At 55.4% G+C, this 21,519-nt stretch carries 40 protein-coding genes; 7 read left to right on the top strand and 33 right to left on the bottom strand.

All coding sequences use genetic code 11. From position 1 onward, the window contains the following. Nucleotide 1: 1 nt before the first annotated feature. Nucleotides 2-898, top strand: coding sequence for a TIR domain-containing protein (locus F8197_RS06180; protein ID WP_152881020.1), 897 nt, complete (start codon nt 2-4; stop codon nt 896-898). 58 nt (nt 899-956) lie between these two features. Here the strand turns inward: F8197_RS06180 and F8197_RS06175 are convergent, their stop codons facing one another. The 3 genes from F8197_RS06175 to F8197_RS06165 form a co-directional block, all read right to left on the bottom strand. Further along, nucleotides 957-1,208, bottom strand: coding sequence for a hypothetical protein (locus tag F8197_RS06175; protein WP_227012131.1), 252 nt, complete (start codon nt 1,206-1,208; stop codon nt 957-959). Then, nucleotides 1,165-1,848 (bottom strand): ParA family partition ATPase, encoded by a 684-nt coding sequence (gene parA / locus F8197_RS06170; protein ID WP_152881018.1) that lies wholly within the window; start codon nt 1,846-1,848, stop codon nt 1,165-1,167. The genes F8197_RS06175 and parA overlap by 44 nt, the downstream gene beginning before the upstream one ends. Before the next feature lie 87 nt (nt 1,849-1,935). Beyond that, nucleotides 1,936-2,571 carry a hypothetical protein gene (locus F8197_RS06165; RefSeq protein ID WP_152881016.1) on the bottom strand — a complete coding sequence of 212 codons (636 nt, stop codon included), beginning with the start codon at nt 2,569-2,571 and terminating at the stop codon, nt 1,936-1,938. Between the two features lie 104 nt (nt 2,572-2,675). Between F8197_RS06165 and F8197_RS06160 the strand changes: the two genes are divergently transcribed. Both F8197_RS06160 and F8197_RS06155 read left to right on the top strand, forming a co-directional pair. After that, nucleotides 2,676-3,017: a hypothetical protein gene (locus F8197_RS06160; protein ID WP_152881014.1), complete on the top strand. Its 342-nt coding sequence runs from the start codon at nt 2,676-2,678 to the stop codon at nt 3,015-3,017. Next, nucleotides 3,008-3,439, top strand: a complete 432-nt coding sequence (locus tag F8197_RS06155) for a PIN domain-containing protein (RefSeq protein WP_152881012.1) — start codon at nt 3,008-3,010, stop codon at nt 3,437-3,439. Before F8197_RS06160 ends, F8197_RS06155 begins: the two co-directional genes overlap by 10 nt. Before the next feature lie 12 nt (nt 3,440-3,451). Here F8197_RS06155 and imuA read toward each other — a convergent pair whose 3' ends face one another. The 6 genes from imuA to F8197_RS06135 form a co-directional block, all read right to left on the bottom strand. After that, on the bottom strand, nt 3,452-4,270 hold the full coding sequence (gene imuA / locus F8197_RS06150) for a translesion DNA synthesis-associated protein ImuA (protein ID WP_227012130.1): 819 nt from the start codon (nt 4,268-4,270) through the stop codon (nt 3,452-3,454). Then, complete coding sequence (locus F8197_RS28525; protein WP_193333361.1) at nt 4,270-4,419, bottom strand: hypothetical protein; 150 nt, start codon at nt 4,417-4,419, stop codon at nt 4,270-4,272. The genes imuA and F8197_RS28525 overlap by 1 nt, the downstream gene beginning before the upstream one ends. Nucleotides 4,420-5,248: 829 nt before the next feature. Continuing rightward, nucleotides 5,249-5,938, bottom strand: a complete 690-nt coding sequence (locus F8197_RS06145) for a hypothetical protein (protein WP_152881010.1) — start codon at nt 5,936-5,938, stop codon at nt 5,249-5,251. A gap of 429 nt (nt 5,939-6,367) precedes the next feature. After that, entirely contained in the window at nt 6,368-6,553 is a 186-nt protein-coding gene (locus F8197_RS06140; protein ID WP_152881008.1) for a hypothetical protein, read from the bottom strand. 10 nt (nt 6,554-6,563) lie between these two features. Next, on the bottom strand, nt 6,564-6,704 hold the full coding sequence (locus tag F8197_RS28520; RefSeq protein ID WP_193333360.1) for a hypothetical protein: 141 nt from the start codon (nt 6,702-6,704) through the stop codon (nt 6,564-6,566). Between the two features lie 2 nt (nt 6,705-6,706). After that, complete coding sequence (locus F8197_RS06135) at nt 6,707-6,889, bottom strand: hypothetical protein (protein ID WP_152881006.1); 183 nt, start codon at nt 6,887-6,889, stop codon at nt 6,707-6,709. A 201-nt stretch (nt 6,890-7,090) separates the two neighbouring features. Between F8197_RS06135 and F8197_RS06130 the strand changes: the two genes are divergently transcribed. Next, nucleotides 7,091-7,279 carry a hypothetical protein gene (locus F8197_RS06130; RefSeq protein ID WP_152881004.1) on the top strand — a complete coding sequence of 63 codons (189 nt, stop codon included), beginning with the start codon at nt 7,091-7,093 and terminating at the stop codon, nt 7,277-7,279. Nucleotides 7,280-8,124: 845 nt separating this feature from the next. On the opposite strand, the gene F8197_RS06125 is transcribed toward F8197_RS06130, so the two are convergent. From F8197_RS06125 to F8197_RS06055, 15 genes are all read right to left on the bottom strand, one after another. Beyond that, nucleotides 8,125-8,337 carry a hypothetical protein gene (locus tag F8197_RS06125; RefSeq protein WP_152881002.1) on the bottom strand — a complete coding sequence of 71 codons (213 nt, stop codon included), beginning with the start codon at nt 8,335-8,337 and terminating at the stop codon, nt 8,125-8,127. An 18-nt stretch (nt 8,338-8,355) separates the two neighbouring features. Next, complete coding sequence (locus F8197_RS06120; protein WP_152881000.1) at nt 8,356-8,574, bottom strand: hypothetical protein; 219 nt, start codon at nt 8,572-8,574, stop codon at nt 8,356-8,358. A gap of 258 nt (nt 8,575-8,832) precedes the next feature. Continuing rightward, entirely contained in the window at nt 8,833-9,150 is a 318-nt protein-coding gene (locus F8197_RS06115) for a hypothetical protein (protein WP_152880998.1), read from the bottom strand. After that, entirely contained in the window at nt 9,143-9,442 is a 300-nt protein-coding gene (locus tag F8197_RS06110; protein ID WP_152880997.1) for a hypothetical protein, read from the bottom strand. Before F8197_RS06110 ends, F8197_RS06115 begins: the two co-directional genes overlap by 8 nt. A gap of 758 nt (nt 9,443-10,200) precedes the next feature. Continuing rightward, nucleotides 10,201-10,476 (bottom strand): hypothetical protein, encoded by a 276-nt coding sequence (locus F8197_RS06105; protein WP_152880995.1) that lies wholly within the window; start codon nt 10,474-10,476, stop codon nt 10,201-10,203. Further along, nucleotides 10,473-10,772 (bottom strand): hypothetical protein, encoded by a 300-nt coding sequence (locus tag F8197_RS06100; RefSeq protein ID WP_152880994.1) that lies wholly within the window; start codon nt 10,770-10,772, stop codon nt 10,473-10,475. Before F8197_RS06100 ends, F8197_RS06105 begins: the two co-directional genes overlap by 4 nt. Then, the gene (locus F8197_RS06095; protein ID WP_152880992.1) at nt 10,757-11,131 is read right to left on the bottom strand and encodes a hypothetical protein; all 375 of its coding nucleotides are present in this window, start codon (nt 11,129-11,131) and stop codon (nt 10,757-10,759) included. Before F8197_RS06095 ends, F8197_RS06100 begins: the two co-directional genes overlap by 16 nt. Further along, nucleotides 11,131-11,466: a hypothetical protein gene (locus F8197_RS06090; RefSeq protein ID WP_152880990.1), complete on the bottom strand. Its 336-nt coding sequence runs from the start codon at nt 11,464-11,466 to the stop codon at nt 11,131-11,133. Before F8197_RS06090 ends, F8197_RS06095 begins: the two co-directional genes overlap by 1 nt. 84 nt (nt 11,467-11,550) lie before the next feature. Beyond that, nucleotides 11,551-11,811: a hypothetical protein gene (locus F8197_RS06085; protein WP_152880988.1), complete on the bottom strand. Its 261-nt coding sequence runs from the start codon at nt 11,809-11,811 to the stop codon at nt 11,551-11,553. 21 nt (nt 11,812-11,832) lie between these two features. After that, nucleotides 11,833-12,084 (bottom strand): hypothetical protein, encoded by a 252-nt coding sequence (locus tag F8197_RS06080; RefSeq protein ID WP_152880986.1) that lies wholly within the window; start codon nt 12,082-12,084, stop codon nt 11,833-11,835. Continuing rightward, the gene (locus tag F8197_RS06075; RefSeq protein ID WP_152880984.1) at nt 12,084-12,497 is read right to left on the bottom strand and encodes a hypothetical protein; all 414 of its coding nucleotides are present in this window, start codon (nt 12,495-12,497) and stop codon (nt 12,084-12,086) included. The genes F8197_RS06080 and F8197_RS06075 overlap by 1 nt, the downstream gene beginning before the upstream one ends. Nucleotides 12,498-12,526: 29 nt before the next feature. Next, nucleotides 12,527-12,865 carry a hypothetical protein gene (locus F8197_RS06070; RefSeq protein ID WP_152880982.1) on the bottom strand — a complete coding sequence of 113 codons (339 nt, stop codon included), beginning with the start codon at nt 12,863-12,865 and terminating at the stop codon, nt 12,527-12,529. Further along, on the bottom strand, nt 12,862-13,083 hold the full coding sequence (locus tag F8197_RS06065; protein ID WP_152880980.1) for a hypothetical protein: 222 nt from the start codon (nt 13,081-13,083) through the stop codon (nt 12,862-12,864). The genes F8197_RS06070 and F8197_RS06065 overlap by 4 nt, the downstream gene beginning before the upstream one ends. Further along, entirely contained in the window at nt 13,083-13,571 is a 489-nt protein-coding gene (locus F8197_RS06060) for a hypothetical protein (RefSeq protein ID WP_152880978.1), read from the bottom strand. The genes F8197_RS06065 and F8197_RS06060 overlap by 1 nt, the downstream gene beginning before the upstream one ends. A gap of 63 nt (nt 13,572-13,634) precedes the next feature. Then, nucleotides 13,635-14,330: a hypothetical protein gene (locus tag F8197_RS06055; protein WP_152880976.1), complete on the bottom strand. Its 696-nt coding sequence runs from the start codon at nt 14,328-14,330 to the stop codon at nt 13,635-13,637. 130 nt (nt 14,331-14,460) lie between these two features. On the opposite strand from F8197_RS06055, the gene F8197_RS06050 reads away from it, so the two are divergent. Further along, nucleotides 14,461-14,784 (top strand): H-NS family nucleoid-associated regulatory protein, encoded by a 324-nt coding sequence (locus F8197_RS06050; protein ID WP_152880974.1) that lies wholly within the window; start codon nt 14,461-14,463, stop codon nt 14,782-14,784. Here F8197_RS06050 and F8197_RS06045 read toward each other — a convergent pair whose 3' ends face one another. The 5 genes from F8197_RS06045 to F8197_RS06025 form a co-directional block, all read right to left on the bottom strand. Next, on the bottom strand, nt 14,785-14,964 hold the full coding sequence (locus F8197_RS06045) for a hypothetical protein (protein ID WP_152880972.1): 180 nt from the start codon (nt 14,962-14,964) through the stop codon (nt 14,785-14,787). Continuing rightward, nucleotides 14,961-15,395: a hypothetical protein gene (locus F8197_RS06040; RefSeq protein ID WP_152880970.1), complete on the bottom strand. Its 435-nt coding sequence runs from the start codon at nt 15,393-15,395 to the stop codon at nt 14,961-14,963. The genes F8197_RS06045 and F8197_RS06040 overlap by 4 nt, the downstream gene beginning before the upstream one ends. A gap of 10 nt (nt 15,396-15,405) precedes the next feature. Continuing rightward, nucleotides 15,406-15,588, bottom strand: coding sequence for a hypothetical protein (locus F8197_RS06035; RefSeq protein WP_152880968.1), 183 nt, complete (start codon nt 15,586-15,588; stop codon nt 15,406-15,408). A gap of 288 nt (nt 15,589-15,876) precedes the next feature. Further along, complete coding sequence (locus tag F8197_RS06030) at nt 15,877-16,224, bottom strand: hypothetical protein (RefSeq protein WP_152880966.1); 348 nt, start codon at nt 16,222-16,224, stop codon at nt 15,877-15,879. 53 nt (nt 16,225-16,277) lie between these two features. Beyond that, on the bottom strand, nt 16,278-17,192 hold the full coding sequence (locus tag F8197_RS06025; RefSeq protein WP_152880963.1) for a hypothetical protein: 915 nt from the start codon (nt 17,190-17,192) through the stop codon (nt 16,278-16,280). A 253-nt stretch (nt 17,193-17,445) separates the two neighbouring features. Between F8197_RS06025 and F8197_RS06020 the strand changes: the two genes are divergently transcribed. Then, nucleotides 17,446-18,057 (top strand): hypothetical protein, encoded by a 612-nt coding sequence (locus F8197_RS06020; RefSeq protein WP_227012129.1) that lies wholly within the window; start codon nt 17,446-17,448, stop codon nt 18,055-18,057. Here F8197_RS06020 and F8197_RS06015 read toward each other — a convergent pair. The 4 genes from F8197_RS06015 to F8197_RS06000 all read right to left on the bottom strand — a co-directional run bounded on the left by F8197_RS06015 (nt 18,054) and on the right by F8197_RS06000 (nt 20,110). Then, on the bottom strand, nt 18,054-18,425 hold the full coding sequence (locus F8197_RS06015; protein ID WP_152880959.1) for a DUF6283 family protein: 372 nt from the start codon (nt 18,423-18,425) through the stop codon (nt 18,054-18,056). The genes F8197_RS06020 and F8197_RS06015 overlap by 4 nt on opposite strands. After that, nucleotides 18,422-18,637 (bottom strand): type II toxin-antitoxin system HicA family toxin, encoded by a 216-nt coding sequence (locus F8197_RS06010; RefSeq protein WP_152880957.1) that lies wholly within the window; start codon nt 18,635-18,637, stop codon nt 18,422-18,424. Before F8197_RS06010 ends, F8197_RS06015 begins: the two co-directional genes overlap by 4 nt. Continuing rightward, entirely contained in the window at nt 18,634-19,077 is a 444-nt protein-coding gene (locus F8197_RS06005) for a hypothetical protein (RefSeq protein WP_152880955.1), read from the bottom strand. The genes F8197_RS06010 and F8197_RS06005 overlap by 4 nt, the downstream gene beginning before the upstream one ends. A gap of 268 nt (nt 19,078-19,345) precedes the next feature. Then, nucleotides 19,346-20,110 carry a hypothetical protein gene (locus tag F8197_RS06000; RefSeq protein ID WP_152880953.1) on the bottom strand — a complete coding sequence of 255 codons (765 nt, stop codon included), beginning with the start codon at nt 20,108-20,110 and terminating at the stop codon, nt 19,346-19,348. A 324-nt stretch (nt 20,111-20,434) separates the two neighbouring features. On the opposite strand from F8197_RS06000, the gene F8197_RS05995 reads away from it, so the two are divergent. Then, nucleotides 20,435-21,415, top strand: a complete 981-nt coding sequence (locus tag F8197_RS05995; RefSeq protein ID WP_152880951.1) for an integrase arm-type DNA-binding domain-containing protein — start codon at nt 20,435-20,437, stop codon at nt 21,413-21,415. Nucleotides 21,416-21,519 lie beyond the last annotated feature (104 nt).

Here is a 21,519-nt window from a genome sequence, read left to right as displayed (position 1 = left end):
TATGAGTTTAGAATTTCTCCAATCCCGGTTTGAAAAAGTAAATTATCTTGCCACCATTCTGAGTGCTCGCGCCTCTGGCAACTCTGCCGATGACACCGAGTATATGAAGCTTCGGCACGAACTGCTCTCGGATAACGAGATTTCGCAGCTGCTTCCGTCTTTCGTGCGGATGTGTCGCGACTTGGGCGCATTCTGGTCGTTTATTCAGCCGAAATTTAAATCTTATGCTGAGCGAAGAACTTTTATATCGGAAGAATTTACGAAAGTCCTGGACTACTTGGAAGGTACCCCTTCCACGCCTTCCTCGCAATTTGAAAACGGCAATGGACGCAAGACCGAGCCAGACCCGTTGCCGACAAGGCAATCAGTCTCGCTGCGAGCTATGGGTTTCATACCTCAAGCAAGTGAACCTGCGCAAGTCTCTAGATTTCAGGCTCCGCCACCGCCGACCGAACGGAACAAGCGGAAAGTGTTTGTTGTTCACGGCCGGGACGACGCTGCGAAACAAGAGGTCGCCAGGTTTATCGAGGAGCTTGGACTGGAAGCTATTATTCTCCATGAGCAGGCCAGCCAAGGCATGACTATTATTGAGAAGATTGAGCGCTACGCTAACGACGCGGACTTTGCGATCGTTCTATATACCCCATGTGACTTCGGGAGAGGCGCGCATGAAGGTCATTTGTCCCCAAAGAAACGAGCGAGGCAAAACGTGGTTTTTGAACATGGCTTAATGATTGGTAAGCTCGGTCGGGAAAATGTTTGTGCGCTGGTGAAGGACGAAATTGAAACGCCAAATGATATAAGTGGTGTAGTTTACGTCACCTTAGATTCGTATGGCGGGTGGAAGTCCGCCGTATCCAAAGAGCTAAAGGCTTGCGGGTACACTATTAAAAGTTAGCGGGAAGACTTTTGCCAGATTGCCGGTCGCGGCCGCGAGGCCCGACCAGCCAATTCCGTCACTTTTTCTCCGGCCAGCGGTCCTCCAGCAAGAGCTTTATCTCCTCAACCATTTTTGTTCCATCAAGCGCGCATTGAGATTTAATGCGCGCATGGAGGCTGGCCGGTATGTCCAACGTGAGCCGTTTTTGCGGCTCTTTCTCTACGTCGAGCGACCTTGTTTTCACCCAGTGATCGGCCGAAGGCGCTCCAGTCTTGGCTGCCGGCTTATGCAGAGGCGAGGGCGTCAGTGCTATTTTTTTCGTTGCCATTCAAAAACCTTTCAGAAATTTCCGCCACGATAGCACGAACGTCCTCTACCGCCTTCGCCGCGTCGTCCATTTCGAAGACTGACTGGCCTCCGCCAAGGCTCTCAGCAAATACAACGCGCTGCATCATGGCGTTATCGAGAACCGGAAATTCATAGGCCTCCATGGCCGCGGTAACGTCGCGACCGATTGCCGTGTTGACGATCTTCCGGGTGATCAGCACCGCAATTTGTAGGTCGGGCCGGAAGATCAATCCTTCCTTCAACAGCTTCATGGTTTCCGCAGCCGCCCACACGTCCAATGGCGATGGCTGAACCGGAACGATCACCAGGTTGGACGACATGACGATACTGCGTGTGGCGTCGCCGACGTGTGGCGGGCCATCCACGATGACGAAATCATAGCCACGGCCGAGACGTGGCAGCTCTTTGTGGATGCTCGCGTGCGGCATGCCCACGACGGGGAAGAGCGATTCGCCGGTGCGCGCCGCCTTCCAACTGAGAGAGCTGGCCTGGGTGTCGTTGTCCGAGTCGATGAGCAGAATGCTGTAGCCCAGCTCGTGCAAACCGCACGCAAGATTAATTGAAGTGGTGGTTTTTCCAGACCCGCCTTTTTGGCCGATGATGCCGATTACGTACGTCATGTGATCTCCGATTTGCCGCACAGCGCGGTTACGGATTCATCATAATCACATTTCTGTATTTCCGCAAATGTGGCTTTCTGTGTTTCATTAAATGAGTCTTTCTACCTCAGTCGCCAGAGCAATGATCTGCTCGGCGGCATCGTCGTATTCAGGGCGATCAAATACGGTGTGCCCCAGGTCCATGGCGTCGTCAAACGACCAGGCGCTGGTGATGACGTTTTCCAGCTCCGGCAGTTCGGCGATCGCGTGCCCCGGATCGCCCTCGTAGTCTTTGCCTGTGATGTCGGCCACCACGGTGTAAGCCTTCAGGCCCGGGTTTGTTTCGCGCGCGGCTACGATCAGGGGAACCAGGAAGGCTGCGGCCTCCATGGCGCGGCCGGATGACTCAACCGGGACCAGGACCATATTCGATAGCGCCAGCGCAGTGCGCAGCGCCACGCCGTCGTAGTTCGTGCCGTCGACGACGACCACATCCAATTCGTCCGCATGGGCCTTTACCCAGGCGGCCACGTCGCCGTCGGGATACCCAATAGTCGGGAAGGACCAGCTCGAGGCCGTGCCGGCAATTTTCTCGGCCCAGCGCACCGCTACTTGGTTGTCGGCGTAGTTCACGTCCAACAGGGCCGTGGCGCGCCCGCTTTTGGCGAAGTAAGCAGCCAAGCCGACCGCCAGTGTTGTGCGGCCGCTGCCGCCGGCGCCACTGAATATAGAAATAACGGTCAAGTCATGCTCCCAGCGAGGAAATGTACCGACAGCCGAACCATTGCGGTTGCGGGCCTGGTCAAATGTTATACACTACGAGGTATATTAAATGAAAGGGGTGCAATATGTCGCTCGCTCAAAAAATCATCCACAGTCCGCCAGCCGAGAGCGAAGCCGTCGCTAAGCCAGTGAAAGGCGGCCGTCCAACACTTACTCGGCTGAAGCAGGAAAACGGGCGCTGGGTTCCAGATGGGCCGTGGCTGCCTTCGGCCCCTAAGCTGCCCAATAAGTCAGAAGGCGCCCTTGTTGCTAAAACGACTGCCGCAGGGGAAATGATGCCGCCTAAGCACGACAGGGCAGCACGCTTGGCGGCAGCCAGGGAAATGATCGCGCTGTGGAAAGAAAGCGGGAATGGGCCAACTGACGGCGTCGAATACCAGAACAGGATGCGGGCTGAATGGCAATAGTACTGTTTGACACAAACATAATAATAGACATGTTGGATGGAGTGCCGGAGGCGCTGGAAGTTGTGGCCGGCGGCGAGTACGAAAGTAAGATCATCAGCTCGATCAACTGGATGGAGGTTGCATGCCAGATGACCCCGGAGCGTATTGCGGACTTCAGGATTAAGTTATTGCGTCTCGACATCGACGTGGTGCAAACGTCGGAGCAGATCATGGTAAGGGCGGCGGCGATTCGGCGGGCGTCCACCAAAGAAAACACGAAGAAGACGCTGCCTGATTGCATCATTCGGGCAACGGCAGAGGTGGAAAATCGCATCGTCATCACCCGCAACGCCAGAGACTTCGGTGGTCCAGGCCCATTCGTCCATGTGCCGTATATCCTAGAGCATGGAGTGGTCTCAAACGTCCGGCCCCCATTGGCATAAATCTCAAGCTCATTACATCAGCACCGGCACTTCGCGTCGAGCCAGCACGCCAGGTGCTGGTGTGAACACTTCCTCGGCCGGCACAACGGGCGATCGCTGCGGCACCGGCATGTCGGGCAGCGGCACGAAAATCAACTCGTCGCAGTGCGGCCCCTTCCTCTTGATGATGTCCACGGACACGCCGCCGGCAGCCGGTCTCAACGACATGCGCAGAGGCGAGGGCGACGCATCCATTGCAGCTGACAGCGGACGTACCAGCCACAACCAGGTGTCGGTCGTCTGGGACGCCAGGTTCAAGCGTCGCAGCGCCTCTGGCCGCACGTTTGGCTGCCACAGCACCACCGCCCCGCAGGAACCATTCTTGAGTATCTGCTCTGCCGCCCATAGCGCATCGGCACTGCTCTTGGGCGTGAGCCACATCATGTTCTCCACCTTCATGCCCCAGGCTCGAGCAGCCATGGCGTGAGGGACGTACGGTGGTTGGATCATGGCCACGCGCTGCTTCTGAGACAGCCCCGTCAGGAACGGGCGCAGCAGCTGCATTTCGCCAATTCCATGCTGCTGGACCATCAACTCGACAAGCGAGGATCTTGGCCAGCCTCCATTGGGAAGTTCCGCGTCGAGCTGCGGGTGCCCTGTCGTTCCTGTAATCGCCCGGGAAATGGCCAGCTCACTGGCGCGCCACACGTCACGCATGACCAGGCGCTTGGCTTGCTCGGCTTCGGCGGTGATTTCCAGTGGGGGTGTGAGCATGGTGGCGTCTCCCATTTTTGTGCGGACGTGCGTGTTGGCAAATACTGTGTTTGCATACAGTATATCAGGGGTAGCCATTAACGGCTCACCGCGTAAAGCGCAGCCACGCCAGCTCCACAAATGATTGACACGAGCAGCACGAAGATGGCGGCCCCGGTCGGGTTCTGCTGCATGGACGCAATAATGACGTCGGCTCGGCGCATGGCAGTATCGAGCGTTTTGAACATGTTGATTCTCCTTTGAAAATGTATGAACGGGCTGTTCCTTTTAGTGTGGGTTAGACCCTCCGCACGTTCTTGGTTAGGCGCCGGGATACCAGTCCTTATGCGAGGCTATTATGCCTACGGCCGCTCGTGAGGTGACATGGGAGGGTGGAAAGAGGGTGGAAAGCGCCACGAAATGGGGATGTTATGACGTGCGGAAACTGGTATTTTCCTTGAGCGCAAGGGCGTAGCGCCCTCTGGCGCAGGCGTATTATTCGTTGTCGTTCTGATCCCACACCTTGCAGCGTCGCTACGTGGAGTGATAAAGCCAATTGGTACGACAAATGGCATCGAATGGAGTCGGCGCTTCTATCCAATTGTGCAACCGATGAAATCACGGCCAGGCGGAATGGCGTGTCGCGGATACGCGCGTCGCTCTCCTATTGTGGCACCTAGGGAAATTGGGACTTGGGCAATGGACGTGTAAGGATCTCCAATTTTGAAATCCCCGGAATTTCTATAAGGAGGTCTTCGCAGAGGCGGAAGTTGAGGAAGGCAGGGCCATCAGCGGGTCGCGTTTTCTCTAGGACTTCGCCCTTCCAGGCACTTAGAGAAAATCGACAGGGGGAGGGGGAGGTGCTACACCATCTTGACAAACGCACCGAGCAACGAACCGAGCGTGATAGCGCAGATGATGATAATGGCCCTTGCGTCGTGCTTCTCTCGTTTGCGTGCGCTCTCTTGTTCGCTGTATGTGCTATGCATTATGTTCTCTCGTATAGGTCAGTATGAGCGTGCTTCGCAATATGCATAAGTCAGTACTGACTTATGCATAAGGGCAAATAAAAACGCGTTATGCTTCTACTTCTTCACTCTCTTGTTCTTCGCTCTCGACTTCAATACCGAGCTTTTTAGCGATCGGATCGAAGTGCTGGATCAATGCTGCTTTCGCTTGTTCGGTGAAGATGATCTGTGCATCACGCGCTCCTTTAATACCATCGGTCAAACCGAGAATGCGGAACAGTTCGCGGGTGCTGGATAATTGGGTGCTACCAGTGCCAGGAGTGTAATTGTTGCGTGCGCTCAGTTTCTCGTCTTGCGATTCAAGTGCGTCATATTCAACGCGAACTAAGGTAGCGAATGCGGTGCGCGACGAAATGCAACCGTTATTGACCATCGTGTTAAGCATGATTGAGCGCGTATGGTTATCCAGGATACGGAAGTCTTTCTGTGCGAGTGCTTTGGCAAAATTAATGATTTTCACCAAGGCTTTGGCTTGCACGTAACCAGAATCATGGCCCTTGCCCGGTTTAGCTTTGGCTACCACGCTCAGTAAAGGCGCAAAGTCAAAGAAGGTTTTGGTGTTTTCTACTGCGTGCAGCATGGCACGATAGGAGTCGCCTTCTGGATTGAAGTGAGCCAGGATCGATTTGAATTCAACGCTTACCACTTGCTCATTTTCTTTCAGGGTGGCGATGCGGGTGTTGATAGCGTCGAACAGTTTAGCGACGATGGTTTCTGGTTTGAATTTTGCGGTTTTCATGGTCAATCCCTTTGTGTGATATGGGCACATCGCCCGGTTAGTGCAACAAAGTGTGTTGCGACGAGAAGAATTATATAACGAAATTGAACCAAAAAATAAAAAGAACTAAAAAATAAATTGAACCAATTTTGTGTTGTATTCCAGCGGATCGATTGACGCCTCGCAGCCACCGTGCTATTCGGGCGCGCCCACCCGCATTTGTTCTTTAGGCGTCGGAAGCGCTGCTTTTTGAGGAATATCCATGGAATGCTCCAACTGTTCGCCGTGGAGAATCCAATTCCACATTGGGCCATGGGGATGCCACGTATATAAAACCCGGAAAAAGTACGTCGCCGCGCTCGCGATTCGTGGAGTATCCGAATAACGCCATGGCGTTCCATGGATTAATGTCGTGAGAACAGAGAGAGGCGATATACGCCCCTCCTGTGATTAATCGTGATACCGCATCCGGCGCGGTGCTCGGCGCGCGTGAGCGTCCATGTGGACCAGTCCTTCAGCCCAGCATTCCAAGTGGGACATTTCCACGCCGGCGTCGATGTCGTCGTCCTGACCATGCGCGTTGTCCTGTGGGAGGGTGGCAGCACTAATGGCGGCACGTTCGATGGCTTCTCGCATGGCGGCGCTCCTATAACCGTGGCTGGACGCCAAAGATGATGAAGTAGGCTTGCTCGAAGGTGAAGCCCCGGTTGCGCAGGAAGCGTGGCGCCATCCAGCGGCCCATACGCTTGATCCTGGCGCGGTAGTGGTCGATAACGGATTGGCTCATGATCAGGCGTCTGCCGAGTTCATGCTGTGCTGCACCGATGCCAGGTGGCCCATGTTGCGGTGGATCAGATGACCAAAATCGTCGGTCACGTACACGTCGGTGGTGCCAAGGGCTGCGCAGCGCACGATGTTCACACCGGTCGTGTGGAGGGCTTCTACTACGCATGGGAAGGTATTTAATTGCATCGCTATCTCTCTGGTTGTCGTCGCTACGTTGCGACAGAAAGAAGTTTGACGATGTGAGTGTGGCGGCAGGGTGGCTGGGTGCGTGCAGCCGGGGAGGGTGGCCTATAGCCGGTGCGGCCTGGCCTCGCCATGGCCTAGAGTGGATGGCCTGGCGCCTACTGCCTGTGATATCCTGATGGCAATATAAATCCGGGGATATCCATGGAAGAGAAACTGTACCGGCTAGCCGTAGTGCTGGCGATTGCTTCTTTGATTCTTTATCCAATTATGGGGTGGGCAAATGGCCACCTAGATTTTGGTGTGCTTCTTGGCGTGGGAGGCGCCGCGCTGGTCATGGCTGTCTTTTACGCCGGCCGTTATGTAATCACTGGGCGCCTTCGCGCCAAGTAGGAATGTCCATGGAAGTGCCATGGCGCGTTGGGCTTGGGGATCGCTCCGCGCACTATAATCAGGAAGTCAGATCAATGTATAAGATCATTTTTCCCTAGGAGAGACGCCACCCTTATAGAAATTCACGCCAATGTATAAGAGCCAAACCGGGCAGGATTAATGCCGGTGCAGATGACTCTTATACGGGCCTGGCTGCAATGCCGCGTGGATTTAGTATAAGGTTGGCGGGAAAAGTGAGTTGAAACGATGAATCCAAGGCGCATTTTCGCTAACCTTACACGTATCCATAATTCCTCTCTATCGCGCTATACAGGCGCTTACCCTCTATCCCTTGCGTCCTACTCCGAACCACTTCTTTAATCGCGCAATCCACCCTATAGGCTCAAGTACTGCAAGAACATCTGCGAGAGGTACGTCCTTCTTAGCTTTGTAAATGATTTTAGCTATTTGATGATGCGCTTCACTGTGCAGAGTGATTAGTCGGATGCATTCGCCAAGATGTTCTTTTTGCTCGTGGTATATGTCAAAATCAAACACGGCTTCCTCCCTTTTCTGCCTGTCGCCTTCACAGCTCTCCGCATGTACAGTAAAGGGAGGGAACATTTTCTCCGCTAATCGATCTCCTACGTATCCTCCGAATGAGATCATTGAGAATTCTCTTGCGTGTTCTGCATTCCACCTAACTCTACTTGGGCCGCGAAGGGTTGCTTCAGCTAGATTCCCGGGGCGAAGTCCAGGAATGTGTACCGCAGGATCTCTCAGAAAAAAATGTTCGCTGTAATGGGTGCAGATCAGGTGGCCTGCTTCATGGTAGGCCGTAGCCCATCGGTTAAAGCGTTCGAGATTCATTGGTTTGGCAGCGACCAGTGAAGGCCCAAGGCGATGATGCTGAAAGCTACGAGTGGAAGGGCAATCACGAAGGCCCATGCCACATTTTTGTCTTCATCATACCTGTTTGAGGTGACGGCGTAGATAAGCAGTGCCAGTGCGATGATAATGCCCAAAGCATCGACCCACACTGGCAGAGAGCTGAGGAAATCCTGAATTGCTTTTTGCATATAATTCCTTGTTGAGAGTTAGCTATGGGCGTTTTGCTTAAGCCATGTTTGCAGTTCCGAGCGGGCGAAGCCATCGGGCATTTCTTTGATTAGCTCCTCGATGTAATTGATATCTCCTTTTGCCATTGCTTCCGTGGCGATCGAGCCAAGCAGCTTATCGATCTCCTGGTTGAGCTTGTCCGCTGCTTCTTGAAGCAATTTAGCCTGTGCAATCTTCTGTTGGGTTGCTTGGTCCATGTTTTCTCCCTAGATGTTGATATGACCAGAATGGTACAGACGGAGATCAGGAATGGGTGAGGAAAGTAGTTTCGCTGTTGTATTGTTTCCAAAAAGCTATATGGAACAATTTTTTTGGGGTTTGGATAGAGCGGAGATTAGATGAGTTGAGCCTGAGCTATAATGAATTTGCGCGGTAGCGTATCCATTCTTCTCAGGCCCGATGGGCCAAACATTCGACGATCTTAGACCGGCAGGCGCCCATCAAGCCCTGCCGCTTTACTTTGTCGGCCCCTTTGTCATCGCTAAGATCACTTGAACCATGCCTGCCTTCATTGCGCGGCGCTGCTCAGCGTCGGCATTGTCGATGTTGTCCAGCTCGTCCGAATCGCGCACGACCATCATCAAGCCGGCCGGCGTCTTGGCAAAGCCGATGCTCTCCATTAACTGGCCCACCCGGTAGGCGGTGGCGTATAGCTCGGCCGGCGGGTCGTCCAGGTCGGCGCCTTCGGCAGCGTTCTCCACTCGGTTGATCAGTTCCATGAACAGGCGCTGTTCGAGTACCTCGGCCGGCCGCAGGCGCAGTGGCTTATTCATCGAACACCTCGAGGCCGTCCACCTGGTCGCCTTCTGCATCGAAGCGCAGCATGTGGATGCCCTGCTTGTGAGCGTACTGCAGGCAAGCGCGTAGGTCCGCGCGCAGCCAAGTCGCTTGGTCACGAACGTCCTGCTGGCCCAGGTCAGGCACGGTGACGAAGTAACCGTAGGAGTATTTGGCGATCGTCATTGCGGGCCACTGCGCCATTTGTCGGTCGGCTGCCTCATCCAGTAGTTCCTTCGTCTTTTGCGAGAGGTGCCCGGTCGATAAGTCCAAGTACGTGTAGATCATCTTTTCTGCCTTTCTTTATTTATGTGGATGGGAGGGCGAACGCGCAAGGTAAAAAAGGCACAGCGTCAGCCGCATCCTCGAGCAAGGAGACATCAATTTCGTCGCTAAAGCTTGGAGGCTCCATGAATGCGTCCGTGTATAGCCATTGGTTGCAGATCCCGTAGAAAACTTGGCATACGGTAGGATGCTGAGCTTGAACGTGCCGAAGCGCGGTTTCAATGGCGGGGGGAATACTGGTCATTTCTGCCTTTCTGTGTATGCGGTTTTACTGAAACGATGATATCGGTGCAAGGTTGGAGCCGTGCGGTGGCGATCGATCTTGCCTAAGCGTTTAAACGCGTTTTGAGCGCTTTTCTCTCGCGCCCTTGTGCTGGGTCGAATTCTTGTTTTTGAGCGCGTGCAGGTACCTTCTCGCTGGTCGATATCGGTCGTTTGCATGACGGGTTTTGCTACAGGGAAAACGCCAGGATTCTTGCGCGTTGGTTGCGCGTTGCTTCTCAAGCGATCCTGTAAAGTTGTTTATAATCAACAACTTATCCATGGCGCTTATACATCGCCTAAAAAGCAGGCAAAGTGCCTGCTTTGGGAATGGGTCAGAAGTTGCCGAAATCGGCGTACGCCGACCAAGCTACGCTCTCGTCCACGTTACTGCACCAGCGCCAGGCGCAGCTCGATCGGCGGGCGCGAGGCTTCGTACAAACCGGCACCAACTACAGACGTAGCCATCAGCGCCGCAATGATAATGGGCGTGAAGTGCCTCACAAGGTGAAGTCCTTCAGCGCTCGGGCGAAGTAGTGGCCGATGAAGCTGTCGTCGTCCACCGTGCGGTACACGCGGAACAGCGGCTCGTCTTCCTGGTACTTGATGTTGCGCTTGAGGCTATCAAAGACTACGCGCACGCACTCGGCCGGCAGGTGAGGCCAGTAGGAGCGCGCCAGGGTGGTGAAGTCGGCGGTCTTGTAGTGCGGCGCCTTCGAGTTGAAGTCGGCGTCGCGATCCTGGTGAGACGGGATGCGAGTTACAGCCAGCGTCATTGCGTAGATCCTCCCATGACGATGTCGTCCACCGCATTGTTAAATGCCTCGACCATGCCGTCGCGATACACGTCCGTCGGGTCGGGAGCCGATGCTGCGCTCTTGGGCATGCCGAGGTGGTGATTGACCGGCTTGGTCGCGATCGCCGGCGGCACCTCTTTGCCGCGTGCGGCGATGTCGGCCAGAACCTGCTTCGCTTTGGCGATTGCCTGGTCACGGCTCATGCCTGGGTATTCGCGGTTGTAATTGTCGGCGATGCGAATCTCGTCGGCGCTCAGGTTCACAGTGTTTTCCATTCGGTCGCTCCTTTCTTGCGGTAATCCATGCGGGTGCAGCCGGCGTCGTCGCTTGCCCAGTCCAGCGGCGCGAAGGCGTTGTCACCATCCTGGTCGTCGAGGTCGAGACATAAGCCTTCGTAATACAGGTTGTTGTCGTCGTCGTAGAGGCGGAATTCGTCGGTCATGTTCGCCTTGAACTGGGCCAACATCATCGCTTTGCCCTGTTCGTCGGCGGTCTTGTAGCTTTCACGCCAAGCCTTCGGTGCGCCAAATTTGCGGTCGGCGTAGGTAACGAACTGCTCAGCGCCAGGCGCGTGGGCTGCACGCGAGTCGTTCAATTCTTTCGTGATGTGATCCACTGTGATAATCCAGAGCATCAGTAGATCTCCGCTTCCAGCACCTGGCCGCCCGTCATGGCGCCGGCCTTTAGCATGTTCGCCCACTCCTTCGGGAAGTGGTCTTTGATGATGGTGCGTGCCGCGAGGTGGTGGGCGCCGGTACCGGTGAAAGCGATAGCCAAAGCCACGCAGTTGCTGGGAAGATAGGTCGCCACGCCAGCGGGCAGTTCTTCTGGATCGTCGATGCGCTGAACTTGAACCGGTTCACCATCATCCGAAGTGGTGGTGAACAAGTCCCAGCCTTCGCGCTGCGCCGCGTCCGCGTGTTCGGGCGTCCAAGCGTCTAAGATTTTTTCAATTTCTAAATGGGTCATTTCGTTCTCGTTTTGCGTCGCACGTCGCGACAAGAGACAGTTTGAAGGGCCGAATGTGGCAGCAGGGACCGGACGCTACGCTGCCTATTTCGGTTCCGACAGGCCGAGCGCCAAGCGTTCCTGGGGGCTGAGCTTTGCCCAGGCGCTGCGACGCAGGTTGGCGCGGGAGTTGGCGTCTTTCTCCTCGAGACTGTCGAAGACGATTAGCGTCTCGGGCCGGATAAGGCAGTGGCGGTCCCGGCTTTTGATTTCTTCATCGGACACGTCCAACGATATGCGAAAGGCGAAATTGTGGCGGTCGCCGCCGTCCCATTCCTCAACGACTTTGCACTGAATTACTTTCATGATTTCCTTTCGATTGGCGGCTCACCAAGAGCCGCCGTCTTCGTAAATTTCCTCGGGCGGCGCGACTGGCTCGAGCACGTTGTAGCGCTGCGTGCAAAAATTGCAGGCCTTCCGCTTTCGACCTTCAGCCAGCGGGGCGGTCGCGACCGGAAACAGAGGATGGTTGCAGCGCAGGCACCGGTTCCAATCCTTCGGCTTCGCTACATCTATGATGGCCGTCCAGGCATGCTGGCCCTGCTTTGGGTACTCTCCGATCAGGTCGGTTTCAGCCATCAGTAGCTCCCAAACTCGTCGCCGTATGGCGAAGGCTCTTCCAGCGGCCGCTTCTTGCCGAACAGGTGATCGAGGTCAGCCTGGCTTGCCTCCGTAACGGGCGTCTTTTCTTCTGCACGCAATCTTTCCAGGCGTGCCTTCAGTTTGGCGGTGGATTTCGTCGCCCGGTCGTCCCACGTCATGCCCACCACCGTGCCGCTGCTCTCGTCCACGATCTCGATCTCGCCGAGGTCGTTGAGGTCAGGCACATCCTTTGCCTCGTCGGTGAGGTAGTACCGCTGGCGACAATGCGGACAGATTCGCGGGGTTTCCCAGCCCGGTCCTGCCAGTTCTTCACGGGCGTGTTCTGTCTTGGTGCCGCAAATTTGACAATGGTGCGTATCCTCGCCAGCCGCCGCGTGGATCGGCGCCATCGCCCGTCGGCTGCTTGTAGGCACCCGGTTCATCGCGGATTGCCCATAATCAGACGGGCCGACTCGATTAGTACCTGGGTGTGTGGCTCCAGTTCTTCCTGGCTCAGCTCGGCGCACGTCAGTAGCTGCTCCACGATTTCGACAAGCGATTGAAGATCAGGCTGGTCCACGTACGCCAGCTGGTCGCACTCGGGGCAACGGCCTGCAGGCGACGCATGGCCTGGAGTAAGAATGGCACTTTCGATCGGCGCCAGCTTGTCGGCCGTCATCGTCGTCTCGCAGTTTTCGCAGATGCATTTGACCAGGCGCGGGTCTCGCAAGTGATCGACGGTGGCGGTATAGGATTTCAATACGAGAATCCTCGTCATGCTTCACCCTCCACCGCTGAGTCAAAGATGTTACAGCCAGGCATCGAGCCGGGGTCGAGCAACATGCGCGCGCAGGCGGACACGTCGATTTCGCCCTCGGCGGTCGTAAAGTCGACCGCAGTCATGCCTTCCGCGTCTTCGTGCGCCAGCGCCGCAGCGAGAAGTTGCTTGAGGTCATCTACGGAAAAGTAGAGGCTGAACTCGTACCGGTTGCCCATCACGCACCTGCCTTTGCCCGGAAGTGCGAGCCGTCGATGTCGTAGTGATAGCCTGGCACGCCGTAGCTGGCGCCGGCCTCAAGGAAGTCCATCGGGTCCGTGACGCAGTCGTCGATGCAGTCATTGCACAGACCGTAGCCGTCGTCGCGGTTCCACCATTGCCGGCCCTTGTGATAGCTGCCGCAGCAGGCGCACGTCAGTTGCTGGACCTTCGCCATTGCCAAGTCGACGCTCGGCTGCGTCGCCCAACCGCGCAGCATGGCCTGACCGAATGCACGAACGACGGAAGCGCCGAATTCGGTGAGAACTTCTTGGGGTAGCGGGCGTGGAGGGAAAGCGTGAAGCTGGCCGGCTTCGACAGTTATGGCGAAAGGCTGCCAGTTGGCGGCAACGCCAATAACTTTCTCCGACTCGATGATCAGAATGTCGCCGGCAGCGTGAGTCAGGCGGACTGCGGCGGCGGTGTTCGGTAAGAGGTGAATTTGCATTTCTAGCTTTCGCTGTGTTGTCGATATATGTATTTTCCCGGTCGGGGTGTGGACCGGGCGTGGCTAGTTGTAGTACTCCGAGAACTGTCCTGGCTTGTGAACGAACTCGAATTCCATGTCCTTCTCATGCACCCGCACCGACAGCTTGTCGCCTTCTTCGCCGCGGTCGTACATCTTGGCTTCTTGGTCCATGAGTTCGCCGAGCCACATGATGTCGGCGGGGCGGCGGTCCTTGAAGCGCGCAACACAGGCCCGATAACCGCGACGCATCCAGGCGGCCATGTTTTGAAACAGCTCCGACTGAGCGTCGTACGACGCCTGTCCCTGCAGGCTCTTATCCCAGGAGGCCTGGTATTCAAACTCACGATTGGCTTTGAGCGCCCCGTACTCCAGCGCCGCCTCAATCTCGTCGTCCATGTCGTCGTTCAATAATGGCTCGACGATCAGCGCAGGCTCGCTCAGGCCGGCAGCGCGGATATCCGTGAGAAGCGTCACCAGCTCCATGCCCCAAGTCTCCGGCACGCCAACGCGGAAGCCCTGGCTCCACCACCATTCAGACTTGACCCGGGCGTAGAGGCGCGCGCCTAGCGCCATTAATTCGTCGGCGATCTGGCCGTGCTTCAGTCCGCGCGGCAGGTGCTCCAGCACGTCATGGGCAAATTGCCCAGGCATGGTGACGTCGAAGTTGGCATAGCCTTCTGCAACCCAGCCTTCCATGCCGCGCTCGTCCCGGCCCCATTTGAAGTTCATCGTGCTCATCGACTGTTCTCCATGTTGCTGCTACTCCCGTTCGTTTTGATCCCGCTATAATCTCAACGTAAGTGCGGAGACAAAGTGGCTACATTGCTCCCTTGCGCGCTTACTCCTACATCAAATAGAAAGGGAGTCCATGGATCTGGCCGGCATGAATAAATCGGAGTTGAAATCGCTGCTCGCACGCGTGATAGATGAACTTAGAGTTCGAACCAGGCAAGATAAAAGCGCTGCTATCGAGCGCATTTTCCAAATTGCTCGCGAGGTTGGAATGCCAGTGGCGTACCTCGTGCCAGGCAGTGGCCCCTCTAAAAAGCCACGCAAAGCGCGCGCGCCTAGCCAGCGCTATGTTGATCCAACGAACCCAGCCAACGTGTGGATGGGCGCCGGCCCGCGCCCCGCGTGGCTCAAGGCTGCGCTGAACGCCGGCGTAAGCCTTGAGCATCTGAAAGCAGCCTGATTACCAGACGTCCTGCGATGTCTCCGGGGTGTTTCGGCGAAGCACCTCGTAGTTGGCGATCTCCACGAGGTAGTCATGCCACAACACGGCGCTGATTCGATTCTCCGCATTCGTCTTAACGCGCTCGGCCAAGCCATTTGTCAGCTTCTTCAACCTGGCTTTCTTCTGCTTGGTATTCACGGCTTGCGAATCTCCGCTAACGTTTTGGGCGTCCAGTAAAGATCCAGCTCTACGTCGCAGCCGATCAGTTCCTCAAGACTGATGTAGCCCAGCTCCGCAGTCTCTACGTCGCCACTGAGCGTGATCAGTCCGAATGCCTGGCGCTGCGACACGTCGCCGGCCGTCGGGTTGCCCATATCTTTCTCCGTGATCCAGGCTTCGACTGCGCCCGAGAAGTAGTGCAGGGGAGCAGTCGCCTGATCGCCCTGGCTGGCCGTCTGGTGCGTGCTCGCCATGGTGGCAATGGCATCTGTCACCTTGTTGACGATCTCGGCGATGCCGACGCCTTCCTCTCCTTTCAACTGGCTGAGAAGCATCATTCGCTGGCCGACCGGCATGAAGTGGCCCAAGGTGGTTTGCAGTGCCTGGTACGCGCGCTGAGTTGGGGTCATGACGGTCTCCTTACAGCTTCAGGTCGCCCAGCCACAGATAGCTGCCGCTGGGTTTTTGCTTGTCGTTCTGCGCCGGCTTCTGCGCTGGCTTGAGCATCATGTCGGCCGAGTTCTTGCCGTTGCGAGGGGTGATTGCTTGCTGCTTACCGCTTTTGATAGGGCGTTCCGCCCGTTCTAAGGTGATTTTCATCATTTCTGTGTTCCGTAAGATCGCACGTCGCGATAGAGACATTATCAGCGCTCGAGGTTGGATATGTAACTCAGCGCTTACTTATATCAGAGATTGTAGCCGCAGATTTAAACGGGCTGCAAGCGTTATTTTTACGGGGTAGAGGTTAGTATTGAAAGATCAGCGAAAGCTTACTATGCGACCGTTTAGTTCGCGGAATGATAAGGTGTAGCTGATGTCGGTATCAGTGCATCGACCTCACTTCGCCGAGGAGCGAGTGACAAGATAAAAAAGCGCCCGAAGGCGCCTGGCTTAGTATGTGCCGGCCGTTTCCAGCTGCGGTCGATCGCCAGCGGCGTACATGGGAGGGGCGGCTGGCTTCGGCTTTTCGAACACCGGCGTGAGGACTCTCGGATCGACCCGACAGGTGACATGTTGGAGGTGATTACCGTGGGCGTCGATTTCGTATCCGATAATGTTCTTCGGTCCGATCTGAGTGATCATCATGACGACGTAGCCACACTTGCGTTTGTTCGTTTCGAACTTTGCCTTGCGACCTGGCTTGAATAGCTCCCGGCGCCGCTTCTCGCATGCCTCGTCCACCTTTTGCTTGAGGTCGAACAGCGTCTCGATCGGCACCGCCATTAATTTGTCCAGCATTTCTCTGTTCCTCGTCTGATAGTGGGGCGGCGCAGGGCCGCCCGGTGTGCTATTTATTCCAGGCCCAACGCAGCATATGCGCCGACGAGAAGAGGGCTGTTGGGGTTCGGAATCATGCGGCCTTTCTCCTTGATGGTCAGGCCCAGTTCGGGCAGTGCCATGAACATTTGATTCGCTTGGCTGCGGGCCGTGCCGACGCTGTACGGCTTAGAGAGCAAGTTCAGCTGGAGGTTGCCCTTGTCGCCCGAAGTGAGCTGGCCGTCCGTATGCAGCACGGTGATGGCGCGCTTGAGCACTTCGTTCAAGGAGCCGCCCTTGGCCATCCACACCAGGAACATGTTGATCTTCTCGCGCACCTTGTCGGCGATGGCGTCGCGGTCGTTCATGCGCTCAATGAACTGGATCTTGTCCACTTCGATCTGGGCCAAGTCTGCGGTGCTGTCAAACACAAGGAAGTCGTCCGCTTTGTCGCCCAGCTTGGCCAGCAGCAGGTCGCCCGGCTTGTGCGTCACCGAAGTAGCGCGCGGCACCTTCGGCTTCTTGTCCTCAACTGGTGCAACTGCGACTGCCGGCGCTTCGGCGGGAGCGCTTTCATCTTCCGCCGGCGCCTTTGCCTCCTTCTTTTTGCCACCGCTGCGCTTTTTCTTTGGCGCAGCGGCCGCGATCTCTGGCGTCGTTTCTGGTGCCGTCTCGCCAGCCGCGATGGCGGGCTGCGCTGGCTGTTCGGCGTACAGCGCCTGCATGTCGTCGGTACGCTTGGCGCTTGCGTCGATTTCTTCCAGCAGGCTGTCGTCGAGCATTTCGACGCTTGCGGCGATATCGCCCACCTGGCCCAAACCGTCGCTCTCCGGCACGGTCTCGATCACTTCATCGCCGCCGGCGTCCAAGCCCACGTCGCTCAGTAGTTCGGCCAGCAGCGCGTCATTCGCTGCGTCGTCGCTCAATACTTGAGTTTGTACATTTGCCATTTTGCTTCTCCCATAAAGTTTAGATTGGTTTCGTCTTGCAACAACATCAGTTTCACAGGTGGGGCATGGCACAACAACCGACCTACATGGCTTTGTTTCTGCCCTCTGCTCATACCGATCAGTGCATTGCGCTGTTCGATGTATGAAGTTTGAAGGGCCGTATTTGGACTGACAATCGACGCCATCGGCTATGTCGAGCTGCGCCAGCGGTGCATGTGTTAAATTGCCATTTGGAAAATAGATGGGAGGCGATGTGACAGACGACTGCATTTCCATTTGGAACGACGAACTCTCAGACAGAGAGACCTTTTTTTTGGGTAAGATCATTGCTCAATGGGGAGCTATGGAATACGAGATATTCCATCAGACGCTGCTGACTTTTGACGTCGAGGATGACGGAGAGGTCAAACTGCCTGCGGCCATGAACAATGTGCAATTTACCGGCGTGCTCGACTTATGGCGGAAGAGAGTAGCGGGAGTAGCTTCTGAGGCTCGTAAAGAAGTACTCGAAAGGCAATACGACAGGATCGTCAAGCTCAAAGTTTTTCGTGATGCATTGGTACATGGAATGCTCCAATGGTCGACTGAAGACTTGGCCGAGATATATTCGGTGCGTGTAAAAAAGAAGGAAATTATCAAAGCCAAATTCACTACCGATGACCTTAGCAACTTCTACCACCAAATCGCCAATGTCAACTTCAAGCTTCGCTTCAACTTGGACGACCCCGACGGCATGGCAGATCATTTTGTAGGTGGTGGCTATATCAGTAGGCGCTTTTTGGCTCAGATGACGGGACATCCCGCCGCAGACGACTGGCTTCCTGCGCAGCCGGCGCCCAAAACCAACGAATCGTCGGATGGCTAAGCTGTCTGTCTAAGCTTTCTCAACACGTCCTGGTAGTTGTCGTGCAGCTCCGGCCAGGCCTTGCCTGGCGCTAAGCGTTCAGGATCGAGCTGGCCGCGCATGACAGCGAGGCGCACCTGTGGGTGCCGCCCGCCGACGGCAGCGAGCCAGCCTGCACAGGCAATTTCAGCCCCTTCCTTCGACTTGTGGCATGCAAACAGGCTCGCGTCGAAGTCCGGGCCGAAGCCGCGTTCGTTAGGGCAAGTCTTAGCCAAGCCCTCCGCTTTCTCAAGGTCGAAGTTTGGAATGTCGGCTGCTGTCTGGTCAGTGCGCCAAGGGCATGAAGGGCAGGGACCACCGGCCACGTTCATCTTGCAGGTATCGCTCATGCTGGCAGAACCACGCCCAGGCGCCGAATCTGGCTGATCCAGTTCAGGGCGCTGCGGTGGTCCGACGGGGAGCCAGGCACGGTCAGGGTGATCTTCCCGTCAGGCGACTTGATGCGCGGGTGCCCCTTGGTGCGCAGCGCCTCCCAGCCGGCGCTGACCAGCTCCTTCACGATACGGTTGATGCGGTCGCAAGCCGAGTAGCGGCGGCTCACCAGGCACCTACCTCATCAAAGCCCTCGCCTGAAATAGCGCTCTCTGGCCGGTTCGGATCTTCCGGTGGCGGCGGCGTCAAGGTATTGTCGACTTCCTGAAACACGCCGGTGTCGCCAATGCCACTGTTGGTCCACTTGGTCAAAAACACCTCATAGAAGGCGATGGCCGAAGCTTCCTTGTGAAAGAATTTGTCCGTAATGACCGGGTCAGGAACCAGCTTGCCGTCCTCGGTGTAATTGCTCACCGACAGCTTGAACACTTTGTAGAAGTCCGGGAAAACGGTGCCGAAGTCGGCAACGCGGCCGACCCACTCCAGGTCAACATTGACCGCGCCATTGTCGTAGCGTCGCACCTGCTTGTACGACTCGTCCGCCCGCAGCTCCTGCCATTCCGATTTGGGAATCTGCTTGCCCTCACGGTTTAAAAATCCTACGGCCATTTGACCTCCTTATCTATTTAGCACTGTTGCAATTCTTCTCTAACAGCAAAAAGCCCAGACCGTCATTGTGACAATCTGGGCGTGGAAGCGCGCGCTGCAGTAAGCATCCCCAAGAGGAACAGTTAGGTTCACAAATCATGCGTATATGGCGATCTTCTATGGCCGTATGATTATAGCTTGCCCTCAGCAAGTTTTTTTAAGCGTAAGCATAAGCCTAGGCCGTGGTTGTGGATGGGATGTTAGGATAGAGTGATATTGAATTTAATTTTCAATTGTGGAAATTATACCATTCGGTTTCTCCGCTTGGGTTCCGTGGAAAGTCTTCTTCTACGCTCTCCCAAATGGTCACAGTATTTCTTACTACCCGAGTAGCATACTTCCAGTTGCCTGAGACAGGTTTAGAAAGTAGCTCTTGACGATATTCCCCGGCGCGTGTTTTGAAAAGGAAGCTCAAGCGCATTTCGCCTCGTTCATTTGTCGTGATTGGTGAATCCAGGATGAAGTTTTTAATGTCTGCTGGATGCAAAGCTTTAAAATTATGGATCGAATGTCCTGGGTACGGCCTATTTTCCTTGAAATACTTCCAAGCAACATTGCTGTCTAAAATTTTGATCTCAATATCAAAGACCGGATAGGTTCCGTGGTGATTCATACTCCACGCTACAGGGATAGCATTGAGGCCGCCGATTGGCGTCAATGTACAGAAGCTATCCCCGCCCGTCGAATAGCCTATAATATTTGCAGCGTGGTCTTCTAGCTGTTTCAATAGTGCTTTGACGTCGTCACCAACGCCGGCGATGTTTTTCTCTGCCTTGATTTGTTTCTTTACTCTATTCCATTGGCTGAATGCCCATCCAACAGCAAAAAAGTGGAGCATCCCCTCTTTTAGCATTTCAGTTGGGGATGCGTCTTTGGACTCGAGATACGTCCAGACGAGACTGATGACTGCGGGAATGTAAAACTCGCCTAAAAGCTGTGTGAAAATCTGCAGCCAGCTATACTTATGGAAAATATTGAAATGTATTTTTTTCATAATTAATGTAATGCTTACCGTACCTTGGAAGCTTAGTAATCGGAAAACTCGCGCCTGCCCGTCGAGCGAGATGCCGCACGCCTTTCCTTCGATTATAGCCGGCACGGGAGTGAAATTTTGCTATTTGCACTCGTGGTATACTCACGTACCGGCAGCACAACCGTTTGATGCATCGACGAATGGTGGCAAAGTGAAGATTTTTTTTATCGGAAAATCTTGTAGGTATATTTGTAGGTATTTGGATTGGTTGTGCTATTGAATGCCGCATGAATCCTAGTGGTGTGTATTACACCGTCTCCGCCAGAACACTGTCCAGTCTGATAGATGGACATCAAAGAAACCGCTGTTCCCACTCTGGGGCAGCGGTTTTTTTGTTTAACTACGGCTCAGAACGTCTATCTGCAGCCAATGCGTTTTGGGGTCGTATTGGGGGTCATTTTTATCCACCCTTTTTCCGCGACCCTCAAAATGCCTAAATCTATTCCCCCACTTACCGATCGCCAAGTCCGCAACGCCAACCCAGCCGAACGGCTGTTCCGTTTGTTCGATGGCGCCGGCCTTTACGTTGAAATCAATCCCAGCGGTTCTAAAGTCTGGTGGTTCAAGTACCGCCGGCCTCAAGGTGGTGAAACGCGAATCAGCTTCGGCGCCTACCCCGGCGTATCGCTAGCTGCAGCGCGGCTAAAGCGCGAAGAAGCCCGCCAATTGCTGTTGTCTGGCGCCGACCCGGCAGAAGCAAAGCGAGCGGCGCGCGCCGTCCAGGCTGCGCCGGTTAACACCTTTGAGCGCGTCGCGCGCGATTGGCATGCGACGATGATTGATCAATGGCAGCCTGGTACAGCGGAGAATATTTTGCGTCGTTTCCAGATCGATGTCTTTCCGTTCTTTAACCAGGGCGCAATCACCGCTATCAGTGCCTCTGACTTGCTCGCTGTGCTGCGGCGTATCGAGCAACGCGGTGCTCGCGAAGTTGCCAAGCGTATGGCGGCTGATATTTCCCGTGTCTTCGAACATGGCATGAATTGCGGAATCATTGACCGTAATCCTGCGGCGAAACTAGGCAAGGTGCTCAAGCCGCCCTTGAAGGGCCATTTCGCAGCCATCGGCGCCGATGAGCTTCCGGCATTCCTGCACGCCTTCGTACGCAATAACGCCTGCATGGGACCATTGGTGCGCATCGCCATGCACTTGTTGCTGCTGCTGTTTGTTCGCACCTCCGAGCTGATTGAGGCGCCCTGGAGTGAGATCGATGTCGAGAGCGGCGAGTTCGATTGGAGAACGATGTCAACAGCGATTGAAAACTGATACAGTTTTGGCGCTCGCAGCGATTTAAAACTGATACACCTCCGTCACCAGCACGCGCTGGATTTTTCCTCTTTTCGTAGCCCGGTCAAGCAGCCAGGTCGCCC

It is taken from the genome of Duganella sp. FT27W, from assembly GCF_009295655.1.
In the GTDB taxonomy this organism is placed as follows: Bacteria; Pseudomonadota; Gammaproteobacteria; order Burkholderiales; family Burkholderiaceae_D; genus Rugamonas; species Rugamonas zoogloeoides.
Note: the sequence above shows the minus strand (reverse complement) of the source record. Positions and strands in the feature narration are given on the sequence as shown.

What these genes read in the sequence shown, in the direction of transcription:
- F8197_RS06180 (WP_152881020.1), top strand. Translation starts at nt 2, where the DNA reads ATGAGTTTAGAATTTCTCCAATCCCGGTTTGAAAAAGTAAATTATCTT.
- F8197_RS06175 (WP_227012131.1), bottom strand. Translation starts at nt 1,208, where the DNA reads ATGGCAACGAAAAAAATAGCACTGACGCCCTCGCCTCTGCATAAGCCG.
- parA (WP_152881018.1), bottom strand. Translation starts at nt 1,848, where the DNA reads ATGACGTACGTAATCGGCATCATCGGCCAAAAAGGCGGGTCTGGAAAA.
- F8197_RS06160 (WP_152881014.1), top strand. Translation starts at nt 2,676, where the DNA reads ATGTCGCTCGCTCAAAAAATCATCCACAGTCCGCCAGCCGAGAGCGAA.
- F8197_RS06155 (WP_152881012.1), top strand. Translation starts at nt 3,008, where the DNA reads ATGGCAATAGTACTGTTTGACACAAACATAATAATAGACATGTTGGAT.
- imuA (WP_227012130.1), bottom strand. Translation starts at nt 4,270, where the DNA reads ATGGCTACCCCTGATATACTGTATGCAAACACAGTATTTGCCAACACG.
- F8197_RS28525 (WP_193333361.1), bottom strand. Translation starts at nt 4,419, where the DNA reads ATGTTCAAAACGCTCGATACTGCCATGCGCCGAGCCGACGTCATTATT.
- F8197_RS06145 (WP_152881010.1), bottom strand. Translation starts at nt 5,938, where the DNA reads ATGAAAACCGCAAAATTCAAACCAGAAACCATCGTCGCTAAACTGTTC.
- F8197_RS06140 (WP_152881008.1), bottom strand. Translation starts at nt 6,553, where the DNA reads ATGCGAGAAGCCATCGAACGTGCCGCCATTAGTGCTGCCACCCTCCCA.
- F8197_RS28520 (WP_193333360.1), bottom strand. Translation starts at nt 6,704, where the DNA reads ATGAGCCAATCCGTTATCGACCACTACCGCGCCAGGATCAAGCGTATG.
- F8197_RS06135 (WP_152881006.1), bottom strand. Translation starts at nt 6,889, where the DNA reads ATGCAATTAAATACCTTCCCATGCGTAGTAGAAGCCCTCCACACGACC.
- F8197_RS06130 (WP_152881004.1), top strand. Translation starts at nt 7,091, where the DNA reads ATGGAAGAGAAACTGTACCGGCTAGCCGTAGTGCTGGCGATTGCTTCT.
- F8197_RS06125 (WP_152881002.1), bottom strand. Translation starts at nt 8,337, where the DNA reads ATGCAAAAAGCAATTCAGGATTTCCTCAGCTCTCTGCCAGTGTGGGTC.
- F8197_RS06120 (WP_152881000.1), bottom strand. Translation starts at nt 8,574, where the DNA reads ATGGACCAAGCAACCCAACAGAAGATTGCACAGGCTAAATTGCTTCAA.
- F8197_RS06115 (WP_152880998.1), bottom strand. Translation starts at nt 9,150, where the DNA reads ATGAATAAGCCACTGCGCCTGCGGCCGGCCGAGGTACTCGAACAGCGC.
- F8197_RS06110 (WP_152880997.1), bottom strand. Translation starts at nt 9,442, where the DNA reads ATGATCTACACGTACTTGGACTTATCGACCGGGCACCTCTCGCAAAAG.
- F8197_RS06105 (WP_152880995.1), bottom strand. Translation starts at nt 10,476, where the DNA reads ATGACGCTGGCTGTAACTCGCATCCCGTCTCACCAGGATCGCGACGCC.
- F8197_RS06100 (WP_152880994.1), bottom strand. Translation starts at nt 10,772, where the DNA reads ATGGAAAACACTGTGAACCTGAGCGCCGACGAGATTCGCATCGCCGAC.
- F8197_RS06095 (WP_152880992.1), bottom strand. Translation starts at nt 11,131, where the DNA reads ATGCTCTGGATTATCACAGTGGATCACATCACGAAAGAATTGAACGAC.
- F8197_RS06090 (WP_152880990.1), bottom strand. Translation starts at nt 11,466, where the DNA reads ATGACCCATTTAGAAATTGAAAAAATCTTAGACGCTTGGACGCCCGAA.
- F8197_RS06085 (WP_152880988.1), bottom strand. Translation starts at nt 11,811, where the DNA reads ATGAAAGTAATTCAGTGCAAAGTCGTTGAGGAATGGGACGGCGGCGAC.
- F8197_RS06080 (WP_152880986.1), bottom strand. Translation starts at nt 12,084, where the DNA reads ATGGCTGAAACCGACCTGATCGGAGAGTACCCAAAGCAGGGCCAGCAT.
- F8197_RS06075 (WP_152880984.1), bottom strand. Translation starts at nt 12,497, where the DNA reads ATGGCGCCGATCCACGCGGCGGCTGGCGAGGATACGCACCATTGTCAA.
- F8197_RS06070 (WP_152880982.1), bottom strand. Translation starts at nt 12,865, where the DNA reads ATGACGAGGATTCTCGTATTGAAATCCTATACCGCCACCGTCGATCAC.
- F8197_RS06065 (WP_152880980.1), bottom strand. Translation starts at nt 13,083, where the DNA reads ATGGGCAACCGGTACGAGTTCAGCCTCTACTTTTCCGTAGATGACCTC.
- F8197_RS06060 (WP_152880978.1), bottom strand. Translation starts at nt 13,571, where the DNA reads ATGCAAATTCACCTCTTACCGAACACCGCCGCCGCAGTCCGCCTGACT.
- F8197_RS06055 (WP_152880976.1), bottom strand. Translation starts at nt 14,330, where the DNA reads ATGAGCACGATGAACTTCAAATGGGGCCGGGACGAGCGCGGCATGGAA.
- F8197_RS06050 (WP_152880974.1), top strand. Translation starts at nt 14,461, where the DNA reads ATGGATCTGGCCGGCATGAATAAATCGGAGTTGAAATCGCTGCTCGCA.
- F8197_RS06040 (WP_152880970.1), bottom strand. Translation starts at nt 15,395, where the DNA reads ATGACCCCAACTCAGCGCGCGTACCAGGCACTGCAAACCACCTTGGGC.
- F8197_RS06035 (WP_152880968.1), bottom strand. Translation starts at nt 15,588, where the DNA reads ATGATGAAAATCACCTTAGAACGGGCGGAACGCCCTATCAAAAGCGGT.
- F8197_RS06030 (WP_152880966.1), bottom strand. Translation starts at nt 16,224, where the DNA reads ATGCTGGACAAATTAATGGCGGTGCCGATCGAGACGCTGTTCGACCTC.
- F8197_RS06025 (WP_152880963.1), bottom strand. Translation starts at nt 17,192, where the DNA reads ATGGCAAATGTACAAACTCAAGTATTGAGCGACGACGCAGCGAATGAC.
- F8197_RS06015 (WP_152880959.1), bottom strand. Translation starts at nt 18,425, where the DNA reads ATGAGCGATACCTGCAAGATGAACGTGGCCGGTGGTCCCTGCCCTTCA.
- F8197_RS06005 (WP_152880955.1), bottom strand. Translation starts at nt 19,077, where the DNA reads ATGGCCGTAGGATTTTTAAACCGTGAGGGCAAGCAGATTCCCAAATCG.
- F8197_RS06000 (WP_152880953.1), bottom strand. Translation starts at nt 20,110, where the DNA reads ATGAAAAAAATACATTTCAATATTTTCCATAAGTATAGCTGGCTGCAG.
- F8197_RS05995 (WP_152880951.1), top strand. Translation starts at nt 20,435, where the DNA reads ATGGACATCAAAGAAACCGCTGTTCCCACTCTGGGGCAGCGGTTTTTT.